Source organism: Thalassospira indica, assembly GCF_003403095.1.
Lineage (GTDB): Bacteria > Pseudomonadota > Alphaproteobacteria > Rhodospirillales > Thalassospiraceae > Thalassospira > Thalassospira indica.
Genome location: NZ_CP031555.1, coordinates 3,159,404 through 3,176,669, shown reverse-complemented (window position 1 = coordinate 3,176,669; position 17,266 = coordinate 3,159,404). Strand labels below are relative to the sequence as shown.

The window sequence follows — 17,266 nt, the reverse complement described above, 5'->3', positions numbered from 1 at the left end:
AAAAATATAATATGATGAATGAGGTGACAGAGTAATTGGGAGAACCTCGTTTATGTCGGTGTTTAATCGTCTCAAAATTTCAACAAAAGTATATGGCGGCTTTGGCGTTGTACTGGTTTTGCTCGTACTTGCCTCTCTCTGGTCGGAGTTCTCGATCAGCAGTGTCGGGGATGACTTCGTGCGGTATCGCCATATCGCATTGCAGTCCAACCAAGCAGGCAGGGTGCAGGCCAACCTGCTTGAAGCACGCGTTTCGGTTAAACACTATCTGCTGACAGGGGACAGTGCCGCGGCAGACAATGTCGATGAGCGTCTGGCGACAGCAATAAAGTTGAATGACGAACTTGTTGCCCTGCTTGATGAACCGCAAATGATTAAAACGGCGCAATCTGCCGGGGCAAACCTGATCATCTATCGCGATACCTTCGACAAGGTTGCATCACTGCCCGTGGGGGATCCGGCGCGTGATCAACTGGTGGCCGAAACGCTCGATGAAGTTGGTCCGGTGGTTGCCGAAAACCTCGAAGACCTGAAACTGTCGGTCAAGGCGGAACAGGATCAAATCGGTCCGCGGGCGACCAAGGCGGCGTCACAGGCGGTGATCGTTACCGCCATTGTCGGCGGTGTCGCGGTGATCCTTGGTGGTTTTGCCGCATGGATCATCGGTACGGGTATTTCGCGTCCGATCCGTCAGATCACCGAGGTCATGAAGGAACTGGCCGGTGGCAACAAGCAGATTGATATTCCAGGCCAGGACCGCCGCGATGAAATCGGCGATATGTCCAAGGCGGTGCTGGTCTTCAAGGAAAACATGATCCGCGCCGATGAACTGGCCGGACAGGAAGCCGAAGCGGCAAAACGCCGGGAACAGCGCGCCCAGAAAATCAGCGAACTGACCACTGGCTTCGATCAGGAGATTTCCGTCGTTCTGAAAACCCTGGCCTCTGCCGCGACCGAGATGCAGTCAACCGCAACCGGCATGAGCAGCACGGCCGAGGAAACAAGTCGTCAGTCGGGCATCGTTGCGGCCGCCGCTGAACAGGCATCGACCAACGTCCAGACCGTTGCCAGTGCGACCGAACAACTCAGCGCCTCGATTGCTGAAATCACCCAGCAGGTCAGCCAGTCATCGACGGTTGCCAATCGCGCGGTCGAAGATGCCGAGAAAACCAACATCCAGATCCGTGGCCTTGCCGAGGCCGCGCAAAAGATCGGTGATGTGGTCGGTCTGATCAGCGACATTGCCGAACAAACCAACCTGCTGGCCCTGAATGCCACCATCGAGGCGGCGCGTGCGGGCGATGCCGGCAAGGGCTTTGCCGTTGTCGCAGCAGAGGTCAAAAACCTTGCGACCGCGACGTCACGCGCGACCGAGGACATCACCAACCAGATCACTGGTATTCAGAATGAAACCGATGGGGCGGTGACGGCGATTGGCTCGATTTCGTCCACTATTACCGAGATCAGCGAAATATCAGCTGCCATCGCAAGTGCCGTGGAAGAACAGGGTGCCGCCACCCTTGAAATCACCCGCAACGTTCAGGAAGCCTCCGTCGGTACGACCGAGGTAACATCGAACATCGTCAGTGTGAACGAGGCGGCCGGGTCCACCGGGGCAGCTGCCGAACAGGTGCTTAGTGCCGCGTCAGAATTGTCACGTGAATCTGAAAGTCTGCGCCGAAAGGTCGAAGCATTCCTGAGTGCGGTACGCGCGGCCTGATCCTATACATTCGAACATGGCAAATATGTTCTGACTGAGGGGCACTCGTTCGGGTGCCCCTTTTCTGTCTGCATGCTGACAGGAAACTTTAGAAAGTTATTATTTTAGAGTTACTTGAATTGCGCGTTCCGCGAAACTGAGCATCAGCGCAATATTAATCTTTTGTAATATGGATACGTATAGTTTTCGCCAAAAGGGTAGCGTCAGGTCGCAATATCCTGTATGCAATTAATAGCTGTTTATGTTGGTCTTTGAGACAACCTTTAAGGTTTTGGTTGGCTGTTCCTTGCGTGACGATAGCAGCCCGGAAGGGGATATCTGACCGACATCCATACTTTTCGATGTGTGCCATCTTTTGGGCAAAGAAGGTGGCTCTAATCACATACAGCCGTTCTCTTGATCAAGCGAGGTGGCCGGAACCATAGATGACTACTGTATCGGGACTTGCACATGCGGTTGACGGATGCGTGATTACGCGGGATTTCGCCCGCTATGACCGTGCCTATCACGACAAAGTACAAAGATATAACGATCATCTTGGTGCCATGGCGGGGATTCTGCGCCGGTTCAGCGAATATAGCCGCACCATGCTTGCGTCCCAGCAGCTCTATATCTATGCCAAGTGGCTTGCACGTTACACGGCCTATTGGCCGCGGCTCGATGATCTTGTAACGCGCCTTGAAAGCAGTTTTTCCGAGACTGATCAAAGTTACGTTGCGCGCCAATCATCGATCGATGGATCGTGGGGCTGGCAATATACCGAGTTTCATCACAAGTTTGATGCGACCATTGTGCGTCTGCATGAACTTGCAACGGAAAAACGCGCACCGCGCCATCCGCTTCATTTTCTGGAGCCGGTATCAACCATCCCGAAGATGCGCGCCTATCTCGAAGATCTTCTGGTGTCTGATATTGCTGCGACCGGGCGCAACAAGCGCGATGAACTGGGGTCGGTCCTGTGCTGTTTGGCGCAATTGTGCTTTAAGCCGCGCCTGCGCAATTTTGCCAGCGAACATGTGCGCGGGATCGCGCTTGATGATGCCTATATCAAGGCCTTTACCGATTTCCTTGACGACATTCAAAACCCGGAAACCGGTTACTGGGGACCATGGTATTCATCAGATGGTAAAACCCATCGCTATGACGATCTGAGTTTTACGTTCCACATTGTTTCCTATCGCAAAGGGGATGTTCACCATTGGCCAAGCCTGATCCGCACGACCCTTGAGCGGCGGGGTGAAGAATATCCGGTTGGCTGGCGGAGCCGCGGCAATTTCAACAACCACAACAATTATGATGTCGCGAAGATATTTCGTCATGGCTGGTCACATATGACATCAGCCCAGCGTGATTTCGCATCAAGGCAGCTTGACGAGATGTTGGACTGGTGTCTGATGCATTCGATGCGCAGGGATGGCAGTTTTGTCTTTGACGAACATTTCTACAATTCGCTTGAGTCTTGCCACTATTTCGGCGTTTCGTTCCTTGATGAGGTCGGGTATTTCAGGCCGCGCAAACGGTTCTGGACAGACCAGAAATTCCCCGAGGCCAGCCGTGTGCAGCATCATGTGATAGCCCGCTTGAATGAGTTCTGCCCGCAAAATCCAAGCGTCATCGCCGCGAAATGGAAGGCCGGAACGGATATGAACCTTGCGGCGAAACAACCGGTATCGGCGACAGAAACAGAACATCTTTCAAGGCGGCAGCGGCACAAGTTCCTTGTCAGTGCGGATACATCTGCAAGCTCTTTCAAAAACGATTGATGCCTCGCTTTTCCAACCGTGACGGATCAAACAGAAAATGGCGTTGCAGCAGCAGTATTTTATCGGTGGGTCGGTTCTGCGCCATATCCTCGGCATGGCTTCGACAAGCATGCTTGCACTTGTTGCGATGGTGGCTGTCGATGCGCTTGATCTGTTCTTCCTGAGCCTTCTGGGCGATGTCGATATTGTTGCCGCACTTGGCTTTGCCTGGCCCCTGATATTTTTCACGCTGGCGATATCGCTTGGGGTATCGACATCAATGACGGCATTGGTAGCACGGGCCGAAGGTCTAGGCGATCGTGACCGCGCGCGTGTGATGGCAACGCATATTCTGCTTTTCGGTGTCGGTCTTTCGGTTCTGATGACGGCGGTGATTTGGTGGGGCGCGCCAGGTATGCTTGGCTGGCTCGGCGCATCAGGCCGCGTTCATGCGCTTGGTACAAGTTATCTGCAGATCGTCATGCTGTGCCTGCCCATTCTGGTGCTGAGCATGGCATCCGGGGCGCTTTTAAGGGTGATCGGGGCCAAACATCGGTCGATGTGGGCCAAGATCGCAGGGGCGGTTACCAATGGCGTGCTTGATCCGATATTTATCTTTGGTTTTGGCTGGGGTGTGGAAGGCGCCGCCTGGGCCACCGTGATATCACGCGTCGTGATCATGGTGATTGCGTTTTATGGCGTGCGCAATGTGCATAACATGCTTGGCCGTTTTGATCGTGCTATATTCGCGCAAGATGTTCGCGAAATTGCCAGGGTCACCGTGCCGGTCGGTTTGGCCAAAAGCGGCCCGCCAATTGCCAGCGGTTTTATCATGGCATCAATGGCAAAGTTTGGGGCAGACGCCGTCGCGGCGATGGCGATCATCGAACGCATCGCGCCATTTGCCTTTGTCGGTTACATGGCATTGCCGCAGGCTATCGGGCCGATTTTTGGACAGAATTTTTCCGCCAAACGCACGGATCGGGTGCGCGCCATCTGGCATTCGGTCTGGGGGCTGATTGTTGTCTATGGTCTGGTGGTGTCAGCACTGTTGTTTGTTTTGTCTGATCAATTGGCTGAACTGTTTCGCACCACACCGGAAACGGCAAACCTTCTTGGCCTGTTTTGTACGGCGATTGCGCCGCTTTATATGTTCCTGGGCCTGCAGTTTTCGTCCCATACCTTCTTTAACGTCACCGGGCGGCCTAATCTTGCGATGTTTGCCGATCTTGCCAAGGAGTTTCTTGGCGTGATCCCGCTCGTCTGGTTGGGCAGCATCTATTTCGGGGCCGTCGGGGTTTTGTGGGGGCAGGTCGCAGGCATTGTATTGTTCGGTGCCTTGACCGGCATCGTCAGCTACAGGCTGGCGTGCCAAAAACCTCGGTTCGACCAATTGTTGCAATCGGGTCCACATAAGCCCGTGGTTGGCGGCGGGAACGCAGGGTGATTTGCGATCAGAAAGATCAGCTTTGTTTCTGATTGCGGGCATCAAGCGTCATCAAAAGGCACGGGCCCTTGGCGGTTTCATATTCCCGCCCGGCAACAAACCCGATGGCCTCATAGCACCGGATCGCACGTTCGTTTTCCGGATCGGGGTCGATCCCGATCATGGGCGCGCCACGTTCAAACAGCTGGCGTGTCAGCATCTTTAAGAACATCTGGCCATGTCCGCAGCCCATCATGTCGGGCACGCCAATAAAGGCGTCCAGACAGCGGGTATGTTCGGGCAGGGGATCAAAATGCGCCTGTGGCCATTGATGGGCGTCGTAATGCTGGACAAAGGCAAAGGGCCGATTGCGGTACGACACAATCAGGGTCGCCATTTCGGCCAGTTCGACATCTTCGGAAATCAGTTCCAGCTGTTCGGCCGGATCGCCCCACCAGCGGATGACTTCGGGCACATGCAGCCAGCGGCCAATCATCGGCAGATCATTTGGGGTGGCCCGTCTGAAGCTGTATTTTGACGGGCCCATCCATTAGTCCCCGGTCGTTGATCTTTTTGCTGCCAAGGCCAGATTGACCTTCGATGCACTTGATTTTGCTATCTGATCACAAATCCAGCTTCCTGTCTCGGCAAGCTTTTCAAGATCGATACCGGTTTTGATGCCAAGCCCGTTCAGCATATAGACAACATCCTCGGTCGCGACATTGCCACTGGCCCCCTTGGCATAGGGGCAGCCGCCAAGACCGGCGACGGAACTGTCAATTACGGCTACACCCATTTGCAGCACGGCAAGCAAATTCGCCAGTGCCTGACCATAAGTGTCATGGAAGTGTGCGGCGAGTTTTTCGGTCGGCACATGCCTGGTAACAGCGGTGATCATCGCCTGTGCCTTGGTCGGTGTTCCTGTGCCGATGGTGTCACCCAGACTGATTTCGTAACAGCCCATGTCATAAAGCGCCTTTGTGACCTCGGCCACCTTTTCAGGCGCAATGTCGCCTTCATACGGGCATCCCAGAACGCAGGAAACATATCCGCGCACTGCAAGGCCCGAGTTACGCGCCGCGTCGGCCACCGGGCGAAATCGATCAAGGCTTTCAGCAATCGAGCAATTGATGTTCTTTTGCGAGAAGCTTTCCGATGCCGCGCCAAATACCGCAACCTCGGTCGCACCCGCCGCAATCGCGGCCTCAAGGCCCTTCATGTTCGGGGCCAGCACCGGGTATGTCACACCGGGCTTACGGGTTATCTGGGCCATGACATCGGGCGCATCGGCCATTTGTGGCACCCATTTCGGGCTGACAAAGGCGGTGGCCTCAATCACCGATAATCCGGCATCATTCAGGCGATGGATCAGCTCGACCTTGGTTGCGGTCGGGACCATTGCCTTTTCGTTCTGAAGCCCGTCACGCGGACCGACTTCAACGATTTTGACGCGGCTTGGCAGATCGGAAATCAGGGCCATTATTCGGCCTCCTCGATCGCGATCAGTTCTGCGCCATCATCGACCTGATCCCCCACGTCAAAGAACACTTCCTTGATCGTGCCGGTGACGGGGGCGGAAATGGTGTGTTCCATTTTCATGGCTTCCATCACGACAAGCTTGTCACCCGCCGTGACCGATTGACCGGCCTCTGCCATGACGGCGATGATCTTGCCCGGCATCGGCGCGGTCAGGCCACCACCCGTGCCCTCGCTGCCACCGGCTGCGGCCAGCGGATCAAAGATGTCCAGACGGTCCGAACGCCCATCACGGAAAATCATCAGACGATTGCCGTCACGAAGCACCGACGCGCGTTTGCGGACGTTATTCAGGCGCGCAACGATGGCACCATTTTCATCATGCTCGGCACCGGCGATGATAGCGCTACCATCAGGCATATCGATGACATATCCCTGATCACGGTAATGCACCTTGACCAGCAAATCCGATCCGTCATGACGCAGGATCAGGTCATGGTGGTTATCGTCATTCAGCCGGAAACCAGCGGTGCTGTGCCAGGGCGAATAGGGATCGTTGCTTTGCGCTGCATAACGGGCGGCCTCGGCATCGCGGGTCAGCAGGATATCAAGGGCGGCGAATGCCAATGCCTCGTTATCGGGCGTGGTAGGGGCGGGGATCAGATCATCCTGATAGTTCGGGATGAAGCCGGTTTCGACTTCGCCCCGCTCAAAGGCCGGATGGCGGGCGATATTGCCAAGGAAGCCGGTATTGGTGGTCACCCCAACAATCTGCACATCATTTAATGCGGTCGCCATGCGACGCAGGGCCGATGTGCGGTCCACATCCCAGGTGATCAGTTTGGCGATCATCGGGTCATAATGGATGGAAACTTCGCCGCCCTCATAAACGCCGGTATCAACCCGCACATGATCGGTTTCGCGCGGCATGCGCATATGCACAAGCTTGCCGGTTGCGGGCAGGAAGTCATTCTGCGGGTCTTCGGCATAGATGCGGACTTCAAAGGCATGACCGTTGATCGAAAGGTCTTCCTGCGCCTTTGGCAGTTTCTCGCCATCTGCCACCCGCAATTGCCATTCCACAAGGTCTTCGCCGGTGATTTTTTCGGTCACCGGATGTTCGACCTGAAGGCGAGTATTCATTTCCATGAAATAGAACGCACCCGACGCATCCAGAAGGAATTCAACCGTGCCTGCCCCCTGATAGCCAATCGCCTTGGCGGCATCGACGGCGGCCTTGCCCATCTGAGCACGGAGGTCCTCGGTCATGCCTGGTGCCGGGGCCTCTTCAATCACCTTCTGGTGGCGGCGCTGCAAGGAGCAATCGCGTTCAAACAGGTAAACCGCGTTGCCGTGGCTGTCGGCAAATACCTGAATTTCAACGTGGCGCGGTTTGACGATCAGTTTTTCAATCAGGCAATGATCATCGCCAAAGCTGCTGGCGGCTTCGCGTTTGCAGCTGATCAGGGCGTCCTTGAAGTCGGATGCCTTTTCAACCGCACGCATGCCTTTGCCACCGCCTCCGGCGGATGCCTTGATCAATACCGGATAGCCGATCTTGTCGGCCTCAGCCGCCAGAAGGGCAGGGTCCTGATCCTCGCCGTGATAACCCGGCACCAGCGGCACACCGGCCTTGCCCATGATTTTCTTGGCTTCGGATTTCGATCCCATGGCACGGATGGCACTTGCCGGTGGTCCGACAAAGACACAGCCAGCCTTTTCCAGCGCATCGGCAAACCCGGCGTTTTCCGAAAGGAATCCATAGCCCGGATGAACCGCATCTGCACACGATTGCGCGATGACTTCAAGCAGGCGGTCGGTGCGCAGATAGCTGTCCTTGGGGGCGGGCGCGCCAATGTGATAGGCCTCGTCGGCGTGTTTGACATGCAGGGCATTGGCGTCGGCATCGGAATAAACGGCGACCGTGGCAATTCCCATGCGACGGGCGGTCTTGATCACGCGGCAGGCGATCTCACCGCGGTTGGCGATCAGAAGTTTGCGCGGCATGTTATTTCTTGCTCCAGTTCGCGGGACGTTTTTCCAGAAAGGCACCGACACCTTCGCGGCCCTCAGCACTTGAGCGTTGATCGGCAATGCGTTGGGCGGTGTCATCAATCACGGCATCTGAAATCGGCTTGTTGGCGACCGCGTAAATCAGGTTCTTGGCCGCATGCATTGCATCCGGACCGTTGGCCAGCAGAAGCTTCGCCATTTCCTGTCCACGGGCAGCCAGTTCATCTGTTGAGGTGATTTCATGCACCAGCCCGATCTGCTGGGCGGTTTGGGCGTCAAATCGCTCGGCGGTCAGGAAATAACGCCGCGCCTGATTGACCCCGATGGCCTCCACCACATAGGGTGAAATCACCGCCGGGATCAGGCCGAGCTTGACTTCCGACAGGCAGAAACTGGCACGATCAGACGCGATCACGATGTCACAACACGCAGCCAGACCAACCCCGCCGCCAAAGGCAGCCCCGTTGACCAGTGCAATGGTCGGTTTTGATGCAAAATTCAAAACCTTCATCAGTTTGGCGAGTGCACGGGAATCAGCAAGGTTTTCCGCATGGCTATAGCCCGCCATGCGCTTCATCCAGTTAAGATCCGCACCTGCCGAGAAGCTTTTGCCAGCCCCGGTCAGGATGATCACCCGGACCGCCGGATCGGAATCTATGGATTCGATCTTTGCGGTCAGATCGTTGATCAGGGCATCATCAAAGGCATTGTGAATTTCGGGCCGGTTCAAGGTGATGGTCGCAACACCATTGGCGGCGATTTCACACAGGGCGGCATCAGAAATGTTATCGGTGTTTACATTGCTCATGACGGCCTCACATTCTGAACACGCCAAACCGGGTTTCTTCGACCGGTTTGTTAAGTGCGGCAGACAGGCCAAGGCCAAGCACCATGCGGGTATCAGCCGGATCAATCACGCCATCATCCCAAAGGCGGGCGGACGCGTAGTAGGGGTGGCCTTGTTCCTCGTACTGATCGCGGATCGGGGCCTTGAATGCCTCCTGCTCGGCTTCCGGCCAGTTTTCGCCACGCTTTTCGGCAGCATCAGCGCGAATTTGCGTCAAAACGTTCGCTGCCTGTTCGCCGCCCATGACAGAAATGCGGGCATTCGGCCACATCCACAGGAAGCGCGGGCTGTATGCGCGACCACACATGCCATAGTTGCCTGCACCAAAGGACCCACCGATCAGAACGGTGAATTTCGGGACATTGGCGGTGGCAACTGCGGTGACAAGCTTCGCGCCATCCTTGGCAATGCCGCCGCTTTCATATTTGCGGCCAATCATGAAGCCGGTGATGTTTTGCAGGAACACCAGCGGAATGCCGCGTTGTGCACACAGTTCGATGAAATGCGCGCCCTTAAGCGCGCTTTCGGAAAACAGGATCCCGTTATTGGCAATGATGCCGACCGGATAGCCAAAGATGCGGGCAAAGCCGGTGACAAGGGTCGTGCCATACTGTGCCTTGAACTCATCAAAGTCGGAGCCATCAACGATGCGGGCGATGATTTCACGCACGTCATAGGGCTTTTTGGTGTCGGTTGGGACAACGCCGTAAATCTCGCGCGGGTCATAGGCCGGGGCGCGCGGTTCGGTCAGCGTCAGGCCGGGATTTTTCGTCCAGTTCAGGTTTTTGACCACATCACGCGCAATCGACAGCGCGTGGCTGTCATCCTGTGCGTAATGGTCGGTGACACCTGATGTTTTACAGTGAACATCAGCGCCACCCAAATCCTCGGCCGAGACAACTTCACCGGTTGCGGCCTTCACCAGCGGCGGACCACCGAGGAAGATCGTGCCCTGTTTGCGGACAATGATGCTTTCATCTGACATCGCCGGGACATAGGCGCCACCCGCCGTGCAGGACCCCATGACAACCGCGATCTGCGGGATGCCCTTGGATGACATGGTTGCCTGGTTAAAGAAGATGCGGCCGAAATGATCGCGGTCAGGGAAAACATCGTCCTGCCGGGGCAGGTTGGCCCCGCCACTATCGACCAGATAGATGCAGGGAAGGTTGTTTTCCAGTGCGATTTCCTGTGCGCGCAGGTGCTTTTTGACCGTCATCGGGTAATAAGAACCACCCTTGACCGTCGCATCATTGGCGACAATCACGCATTCCACACCTGATACCCGGCCAATACCGGTAATGATACCGGCCGCCGGAACGTCTTCATCGCCATACATGCCATGTGCGGCAAGCTGCGAGAGTTCCAGAAACGGGGAGCCGACATCAAGAAGCTGGCGAATACGTTCACGCGGCAGAAGTTTGCCCCGCCCGGTATGACGATCACGGGCGCGTTCACCGCCGCCCAGTTTGACCGCAGCGATTTGATCGCGCAAATCCGCAACCAGCTTTTCCATATGTTCGGCATTGTTGCGGAATTCTTCGGAACGGGCGTTCACCGCAGATTTCAGTACCGTCATCGTCCGTTTTCACCGTTTTTTTGTTATGGGCAAATCGGCCCGCGTGCAGGGTGTTTATGGCTGTTGTTATCGGTGAAGTTTACGTAAACGTCAATATTAAATCGGTATTTCAGTACCGAAATTAACTATATGCTATCAAATCACCCATAGCGTTTAGCGCATATGGGGTTGTTTGCAGACGACCAGTGGTCGCCATAAAATCTTGGCCGATCCTTATTTTGATCGATCTTGTCTTGGGAATGCGGGCGAAAAAATAATGTCATACCGGACTTTGGTCTGTTTGGTTTTTTGTTCATGTGCTGCTGTGGTTTTCGGACAAAGGCCAGCGCATGCGCAAGACACGCTTCAGGAAATTCATTGGCTTAAGGCCGATGTGCCACCGATTGGTATTGGCAGTGGGCCGTTGGCCGGCAAGGGGCTTCATGGCGGGATCCTTGACATATTGTTCGGTGCGTCGCTTGATCCCGACATGGTGAAGGGACATGCCAATATGGCGCGGTTGTTTGCCTTGATGAAAACGGGAAACTACTGCGTGCCGGGACTGATCCGGACCGCTGAGCGCGAAGAGCTTGTCTATTTTTCCAAGCATCCAAGTGCGGTGCTTGAAAGCAGTCACCTGGTGTATTCGCCAGATAACCGAAAGCTCCGTGAAGCGATTGATGACAAGGTCTCGCTGGCCCAGCTGCTTGACGCGGGCTTTGTCGTCGGAATCGGGGCAGGCATTTCGTATGGCGAAGAAACAGACAGGATCATTCAGCGCTATTCAAACTCAGACAGCGTCATTCGACATCCCACGCCCAATTTCCTGGCGCCGATGTTGTCGATGATTGAAATGAAACGTGTGGACTTTTCGCTGGCGCCACCCTGGGCGTTGACGTGGTTTCTGGTCAATCAGAAGAACGGTCTTGGTGGTGATAGCGCCCCGATGATCGTCACCCACCCATTCCGCGAAGCATCAGAAAAAATCAACTACCACGTGGTTTGCACCAAGAATGCTTGGGGCAAGAAAGCGGTTGCCATGATTGACGAAGTGCTTGCACGCGATGATATCCGCCAAGCTCTTGCACGCAATGCGCAAACCTGGTTGTCGGCCACGAAAGTGCAAGAAAAAGTCGTGAAGTAGAAAGGCTGATCTGCATCTTCCAGAAGAGCTTGTTCTGCATTCAACGGCGACGTTTGACGGTGCTACTGACCGGGGTTGTCTGTTGTGCTGCCAAGTGTAAGCTTGCGCAGTGAAATCCACTGGGCGAGTTGATCAATCCGGTCATTCCCGAAGAAAGGTTCGTCCTCGTAGAAGAAGAAGGGCGATCCAAATGCACCCATCTTGATCGCGTCCTCGGTGATGGCGCGGACATGGTCTTTCCATTTCTGGGATTCGACGGCGGCACGCATTTCGGACACATTGATGGAATGGCGGGTTGCGGCTGCAAAAACATTTTCCGGGTTGGACATATCAAGCCCGTCGGCAAAATAGCCGCGATAGATATCCTTGGCGAACTTGCGCGCCAGCATCGGAGATCGCGATTCCAGCCAGTAATAGGCCCGGGTCGGAACCAGTGCCGCGTAGGGGAAGTTATTGGGGATTTGGAACGGAATGTTTTGCAGGCGTGCGCACCGTTCCATGTCGTGACGGAAATACGGACCGCGGATCGGCTGATCCAGAAGCGGGCTTTGTCCCGTCTGTTTGAAGGCAGCGCCAATCATGAACGGGCGCCAGACGACCGTGACGCCATGGCGTTTTTCGAAGTCTTCCATCCGCTCGGCGGCAAGGTAGCCGTAAGGTGACGAGAAATCGAAGTAGAAGCTGACTTCAGACATGTTCCTGCACCCGTTTTCCGTTTTGTTTTAACCAACAACTTTTCCAGCAGATCTGATGTCTGCTTTTATGGATGCGATTTTGATCTATTAAGTTGTTGCGAATCAACAAAAAAAGAAAATCAGGGAATGACGATGCCGGGACGGACTTTTACTTCTTCCATCACGACATATGTATGAGTCTGACCGACACCCTGAACAGAAGACAGCCGTTCAAGGAACTCGCGATAGGCATACATGTCCTCGACGCGCAGTTTTGCAAGATAGTCAAAACCACCCGCAACCATGTGGCATTCTTCGATTTCAGGGAGCTTTTTGATCGCCGCGGCGAATACGTCAAAGACGTCAGGTGTGGTACGATCAAGAGTGATTTCAACGAAGACCACAAGTGACTGGTTAAGCTTGCGCGGATCCAACGTCGCCATATAGCCGGTGATAAAGCCGTTTTGCTCAAGGCGGCGCACGCGTTCCAGACAGGGTGTCGGGCTCAGATTGACCCGGCGTGATAGCTCCACATTGGACATGCGGCCATCGTTCTGAAGTTCGCGGAGGATCTGTTTGTCGATCTTGTCCAGGCTCTTGTGGTTCTTCTGCATTTTAAGTGTCCAGCCAGTATTTGTGACTATGCGAATGTAAAAATCGTGGATGATATATCGTATTTTAGCCAAAAATGGCAGCACATTTTTCGGATGAAATAATATTGTCTGTCGCCATAGAGGTGCAAAAGGCCCCGAAGCGCCTGAAATAATGTGCGTTCTTCGGGATCGGCAAAGTCCAACATCAGGGAGAGGCTTTTAAACATGTTCCGTACCGAACTGCCGCAACCGAATGAAATCCGCCAGACGATCCGTGACACTTATCGTGCCGATGAAGAGGCCGTTGTTGAACGCCTGATCGAAACAGCGCGCCTTTCCCCGGAACAGACCGCGCGCGTTCAGAACCGGGCCTATCAACTGGTTGCCCGCGTGCGCAGTGCCGACAACGGCAAAAGCGGCATTGATGCCTTGCTGCATGAATACGAGCTTTCGAGCAAGGAAGGTGTCATCCTGATGTGCCTGGCCGAGGCGTTGCTGCGTGTGCCCGATGCTGTGACTGCCGACAAGCTTATTCAGGACAAACTGTTTGATGCCGACTGGCAAAGCCACCTCGGCCATTCCGACAGTTTCTTTGTCAATGCATCGACCTGGGGGCTGATGCTGACCGGGCGGGTGATCAAGTTCGGCAAGGCGGAAAAGGCCGATCCCGGCCGCCTGATCAAACGCATGATCGGCCGTTCGGGGGAGCCGGTCATTCGCAAGGCATTCAATCACGCCATGCGGATCATGGGCCGCCAGTTCGTAATGGGCCGCACGATTGACGAGGCTGCCGAGCGCGCCAAGGCGAATGAAGAAAAAGGCTATCGCTATTCCTATGACATGCTGGGCGAAGCCGCCCGCACGATGAAGGATGCCGATCGCTATTATAAGGCATATGAAACCGCCATTCATGATATCGGACGCGTTGCCAATGGCCGTGGTCCGATTGACAGTCCGGGCATCTCGGTCAAGCTTTCGGCGATCCATCCGCGCTATGACTTTGCCAACTATGATCGCGTGATGAACGAGTTGAGCCCGCGGCTTAAGGAACTGGCACTTCTGGCAAAGAAATACGATATCGGCTTTACCGTCGATGCCGAGGAAGCCAACCGTCTCGACCTGTCGCTTGATGTCATCGGCACTGTCTTTGCCGATCCGGATCTTGATGGTTGGGAAGGCTATGGTTTGGCGGTTCAGGCCTATCAGAAACGTGCCTATCACGTTCTGGAATGGCTGGCCGATCTGTCGGCCAAGGTCGGGCGCAAGATGATGGTCCGCCTTGTAAAAGGTGCCTATTGGGATACCGAAGTCAAATTCAGTCAGGAAAACGGTTTTGATGGTTATCCGGTCTTTACCCGCAAGGCATCGACCGATGTGTCCTATCTGGCGTGTGCGAAATATATGCTGTCGCGTCGCGATGCATTCTATTGCCAGTTTGCCAGCCACAATGCCCACACCGTGGCATCGGTTCTGGAAATGGCCGGCAATGACCGCACCTTTGAATTCCAGCGTCTGCATGGCATGGGCGAAGCACTTTATGAGCAGATCGTCGACAAGAACGGCGAAAACGTTCCGTGCCGTGTCTATGCGCCGGTTGGCACCCATGAAGACCTTCTGGCCTATCTGGTGCGCCGTCTGTTGGAAAACGGTGCAAACACCAGCTTTGTGAACCGTATTCAGGATGAACAACTGCCGATCGAGGAAATGATCGCCGATCCGATCGAAAAGATGGCGGCCCTTCCGCGCAAAGGCCATCCGAAGATCCCGGCACCGATTGACCTTTATGGTGCAAGTCGCGTCAACTCGCGCGGGCTTGATCTGACAGATACGCAAAAGCTGTTGCCGCTCAGTGCCAAGCTTGCCGAGATCAAGAACAAGACCTGGAACGCCGCCCCGCTGATTGATGGCAAACTTGTTTCGGGCACCCCGATTGATGTCATCAACCCGGCCAAGTTTGACGAAAAGGTCGGTGACCTTGTTCAGGCGACCGAGGCCGATATTGACGCCGCCGTCGTGGCTGCCCTCAAGGGCTATGAGACCTGGAACAAAACACCGGCAAGTGAACGCGCGACGGCACTGCGTCGTCTGGGTGATCTGCTTGAAGAAAACATGGACGAGTTCATCGCGCTCTGTCAGCGCGAAGCCGGGAAGCTTTATTCCGATGGCGTTGCCGAGGTGCGTGAGGCCGTCGATTTCTGTCGTTATTATGCCAACCGGGCCGAGGAAACCTTCCGCGAAGGCAGCCCGCTTGAAGGCCGCGGCGTGATTGTTTGCATCAGCCCGTGGAACTTCCCGCTTGCGATCTTCCTCGGTCAGGTGACCGCGGCCCTTGCAGCAGGAAATGCTGTGATTGCCAAACCGGCAGAGCAGACTTCACTGATTGCAGCCCGTGCAGCAGAACTGATCCTTGAATCCGGCGTTCCGGGCTCGGCATTCCAACTGGTTCCGGGGCCGGGGCGTGTGATTGGTAATCAGCTGATCAATGATCCGCGCATTGCCGGTGTCGCCTTTACCGGGTCAACCGAAACCGCACAGGTGATCAACCAGGCGCTGGCAAAACGCCCGGGTGTTCCGTTGCCGCTGATTGCCGAGACCGGTGGTCAGAACGCGATGATTGTGGACTCGACCGCACTGCCCGAACAGGTCGTGCAGGACGCAATCATTTCCGGCTTCCAGTCAGCCGGTCAGCGTTGCTCAGCCCTGCGCGTGCTGTTTGTTCAGGAAGACATTGCCGACAAGCTGTGTGAAATGCTGGTCGGTGCGATGAAGGAACTGCGCGTTGGTGATCCGAAGTTCCTTGATATCGATGTCGGTCCGGTGATTGACGAAAAATCGCGCAAGGTGCTTGAAGCCCATGCAGAACGCATGAAAAAGGAAGCCAAGCTTCTGCATGCCTGTGACATGCTTCCGGAATGCGAAGGGGGTAACTTCTTTGCACCGCATTGCTTCGAAATCCCGTCGATCAATGTGCTTGAACGCGAAGTGTTCGGCCCGGTTGTGCATGTGGTGCGCTATAAGGCGCGCGATCTGCCCAAGATCCTTGATCAGATCAATGCGTCGGGCTATGGCCTGACCCTTGGTATCCATTCCCGTATCGATACCACCGTGCGCGAAATTTCCCAGAAACTGCGGGTTGGCAACTGCTATGTGAACCGTAACCAGATCGGTGCGGTGGTCGGTGTCCAGCCGTTCGGCGGGCAGGGTAAATCGGGGACCGGTCCAAAGGCCGGTGGTCCGCACTATGTCGAACGCTTTGCCAAGCCGATTGCGAAGGCAAATACCATTTCCAATGATGACGTGTCAGACGATCGTGCACCCATCATCGTCAAGGATGTCATTGCGACCAGCGAATATGCCGCGATGCTGTCAGCCCAGGAAGAATGGCAGGCAACCGATGGCAATGCGCGCGTGACCATCCTTGAAAAGCTGTCGGCCAAGATGGATGCATCGGGCAGTGATGCCCTGATGGCGGGGGCCGATCATGTGGCGAACTTTGCTGCCCTTTCGGAAAACGGCTTTGTCGCGCCGACCCGGATGCCCGGGCCGACCGGTGAAACCAACGACCTGTATTGTCAGGGCCGTGGTGTCTACCTGATCCAGGCGGACAAGGATGCGGAGCCAGCAAAAATCATCCGGCATCTCGGTGCCGCGCTTGCCGCGGGCAATGCGGTGATCCTTGCGGGTGATCAGAAATGGCTTGCCGATATTCCGACATTGGCACAGCAGGCAGGCCTTCCGGCCAAGCTGGTCAAGGCGGTTGGCACGAATACCGGTCTGGGTGCGATGTATGATGGTGATATCGCCGGGGTATCGTGCGTGGCATCGCTTGATCGCGTAACGTCGTTCAAGCAGCTTCTGGCCAAGCGCGATGGTGCGATCCTGTCGCTGATTTCCGATAGTGGCGCCGAGGATGACGGCGCACTGCCCGATGAGGCGTTCCTGCATCGCTTTGCCACTGAGAAGACGATCACGATCAACACCACGGCTGCGGGCGGCAACGCATCGCTGATGTCGATGGAAGAAGATTGATCTGCCAAATGGACCTATCAGATGGACCGGGACGAAATTCCCGG

The 17,266-nt window shown here is 55.4% G+C and carries 12 protein-coding genes; 5 read left to right on the top strand and 7 right to left on the bottom strand.

The features are described 5' to 3' along the window. The first annotated feature begins 52 nt into the window (after positions 1-52). The 3 genes from DY252_RS14965 (at position 53) to DY252_RS14955 (ending at position 4,909) form a co-directional block, all read left to right on the top strand. Entirely contained in the window at positions 53-1,720 is a 1,668-nt protein-coding gene (locus tag DY252_RS14965; RefSeq protein ID WP_064789739.1) for a methyl-accepting chemotaxis protein, read from the top strand. Between the two features lie 425 nt (positions 1,721-2,145). Further along, positions 2,146-3,483 (top strand): hypothetical protein, encoded by a 1,338-nt coding sequence (locus DY252_RS14960; RefSeq protein WP_064789740.1) that lies wholly within the window; start codon positions 2,146-2,148, stop codon positions 3,481-3,483. Positions 3,484-3,520: 37 nt separating this feature from the next. Continuing rightward, a complete protein-coding gene (locus DY252_RS14955; RefSeq protein ID WP_064789741.1) occupies positions 3,521-4,909 on the top strand; it encodes an MATE family efflux transporter in 1,389 nt (462 codons plus the stop codon). A 16-nt stretch (positions 4,910-4,925) separates the two neighbouring features. Here DY252_RS14955 and DY252_RS14950 read toward each other — a convergent pair whose 3' ends face one another. The 5 genes from DY252_RS14950 to DY252_RS14930 are packed head-to-tail and all read right to left on the bottom strand — an operon-like array spanning position 4,926 to position 10,803. Continuing rightward, positions 4,926-5,435, bottom strand: coding sequence for a GNAT family N-acetyltransferase (locus tag DY252_RS14950; RefSeq protein WP_064789742.1), 510 nt, complete (start codon positions 5,433-5,435; stop codon positions 4,926-4,928). 3 nt (positions 5,436-5,438) lie between these two features. Then, positions 5,439-6,368: a hydroxymethylglutaryl-CoA lyase gene (locus DY252_RS14945; protein ID WP_064789743.1), complete on the bottom strand. Its 930-nt coding sequence runs from the start codon at positions 6,366-6,368 to the stop codon at positions 5,439-5,441. After that, on the bottom strand, positions 6,368-8,371 hold the full coding sequence (locus tag DY252_RS14940; protein WP_064789744.1) for an acetyl/propionyl/methylcrotonyl-CoA carboxylase subunit alpha: 2,004 nt from the start codon (positions 8,369-8,371) through the stop codon (positions 6,368-6,370). The genes DY252_RS14945 and DY252_RS14940 overlap by 1 nt, the downstream gene beginning before the upstream one ends. A 1-nt stretch (position 8,372) precedes the next feature. Then, on the bottom strand, positions 8,373-9,185 hold the full coding sequence (locus DY252_RS14935; RefSeq protein WP_064789745.1) for an enoyl-CoA hydratase/isomerase family protein: 813 nt from the start codon (positions 9,183-9,185) through the stop codon (positions 8,373-8,375). A 7-nt stretch (positions 9,186-9,192) separates the two neighbouring features. After that, positions 9,193-10,803 carry a carboxyl transferase domain-containing protein gene (locus tag DY252_RS14930; protein ID WP_064789746.1) on the bottom strand — a complete coding sequence of 537 codons (1,611 nt, stop codon included), beginning with the start codon at positions 10,801-10,803 and terminating at the stop codon, positions 9,193-9,195. A 304-nt stretch (positions 10,804-11,107) separates the two neighbouring features. Here DY252_RS14930 and DY252_RS14925 point away from each other — a divergent pair, with 304 nt between their 5' ends. Then, positions 11,108-11,926 (top strand): hypothetical protein, encoded by an 819-nt coding sequence (locus tag DY252_RS14925; protein ID WP_064789747.1) that lies wholly within the window; start codon positions 11,108-11,110, stop codon positions 11,924-11,926. A 62-nt stretch (positions 11,927-11,988) separates the two neighbouring features. On the opposite strand, the gene DY252_RS14920 is transcribed toward DY252_RS14925, so the two are convergent. Both DY252_RS14920 and DY252_RS14915 read right to left on the bottom strand, forming a co-directional pair. After that, entirely contained in the window at positions 11,989-12,621 is a 633-nt protein-coding gene (locus DY252_RS14920; protein WP_064789748.1) for a 2-hydroxychromene-2-carboxylate isomerase, read from the bottom strand. A 119-nt stretch (positions 12,622-12,740) separates the two neighbouring features. Then, positions 12,741-13,214: an Lrp/AsnC ligand binding domain-containing protein gene (locus tag DY252_RS14915; protein ID WP_008890579.1), complete on the bottom strand. Its 474-nt coding sequence runs from the start codon at positions 13,212-13,214 to the stop codon at positions 12,741-12,743. A gap of 204 nt (positions 13,215-13,418) precedes the next feature. Between DY252_RS14915 and putA the strand changes: the two genes are divergently transcribed. Next, positions 13,419-17,222 carry a bifunctional proline dehydrogenase/L-glutamate gamma-semialdehyde dehydrogenase PutA gene (putA, locus tag DY252_RS14910; protein WP_064789749.1) on the top strand — a complete coding sequence of 1,268 codons (3,804 nt, stop codon included), beginning with the start codon at positions 13,419-13,421 and terminating at the stop codon, positions 17,220-17,222. Positions 17,223-17,266: the final 44 nt, after the last annotated feature.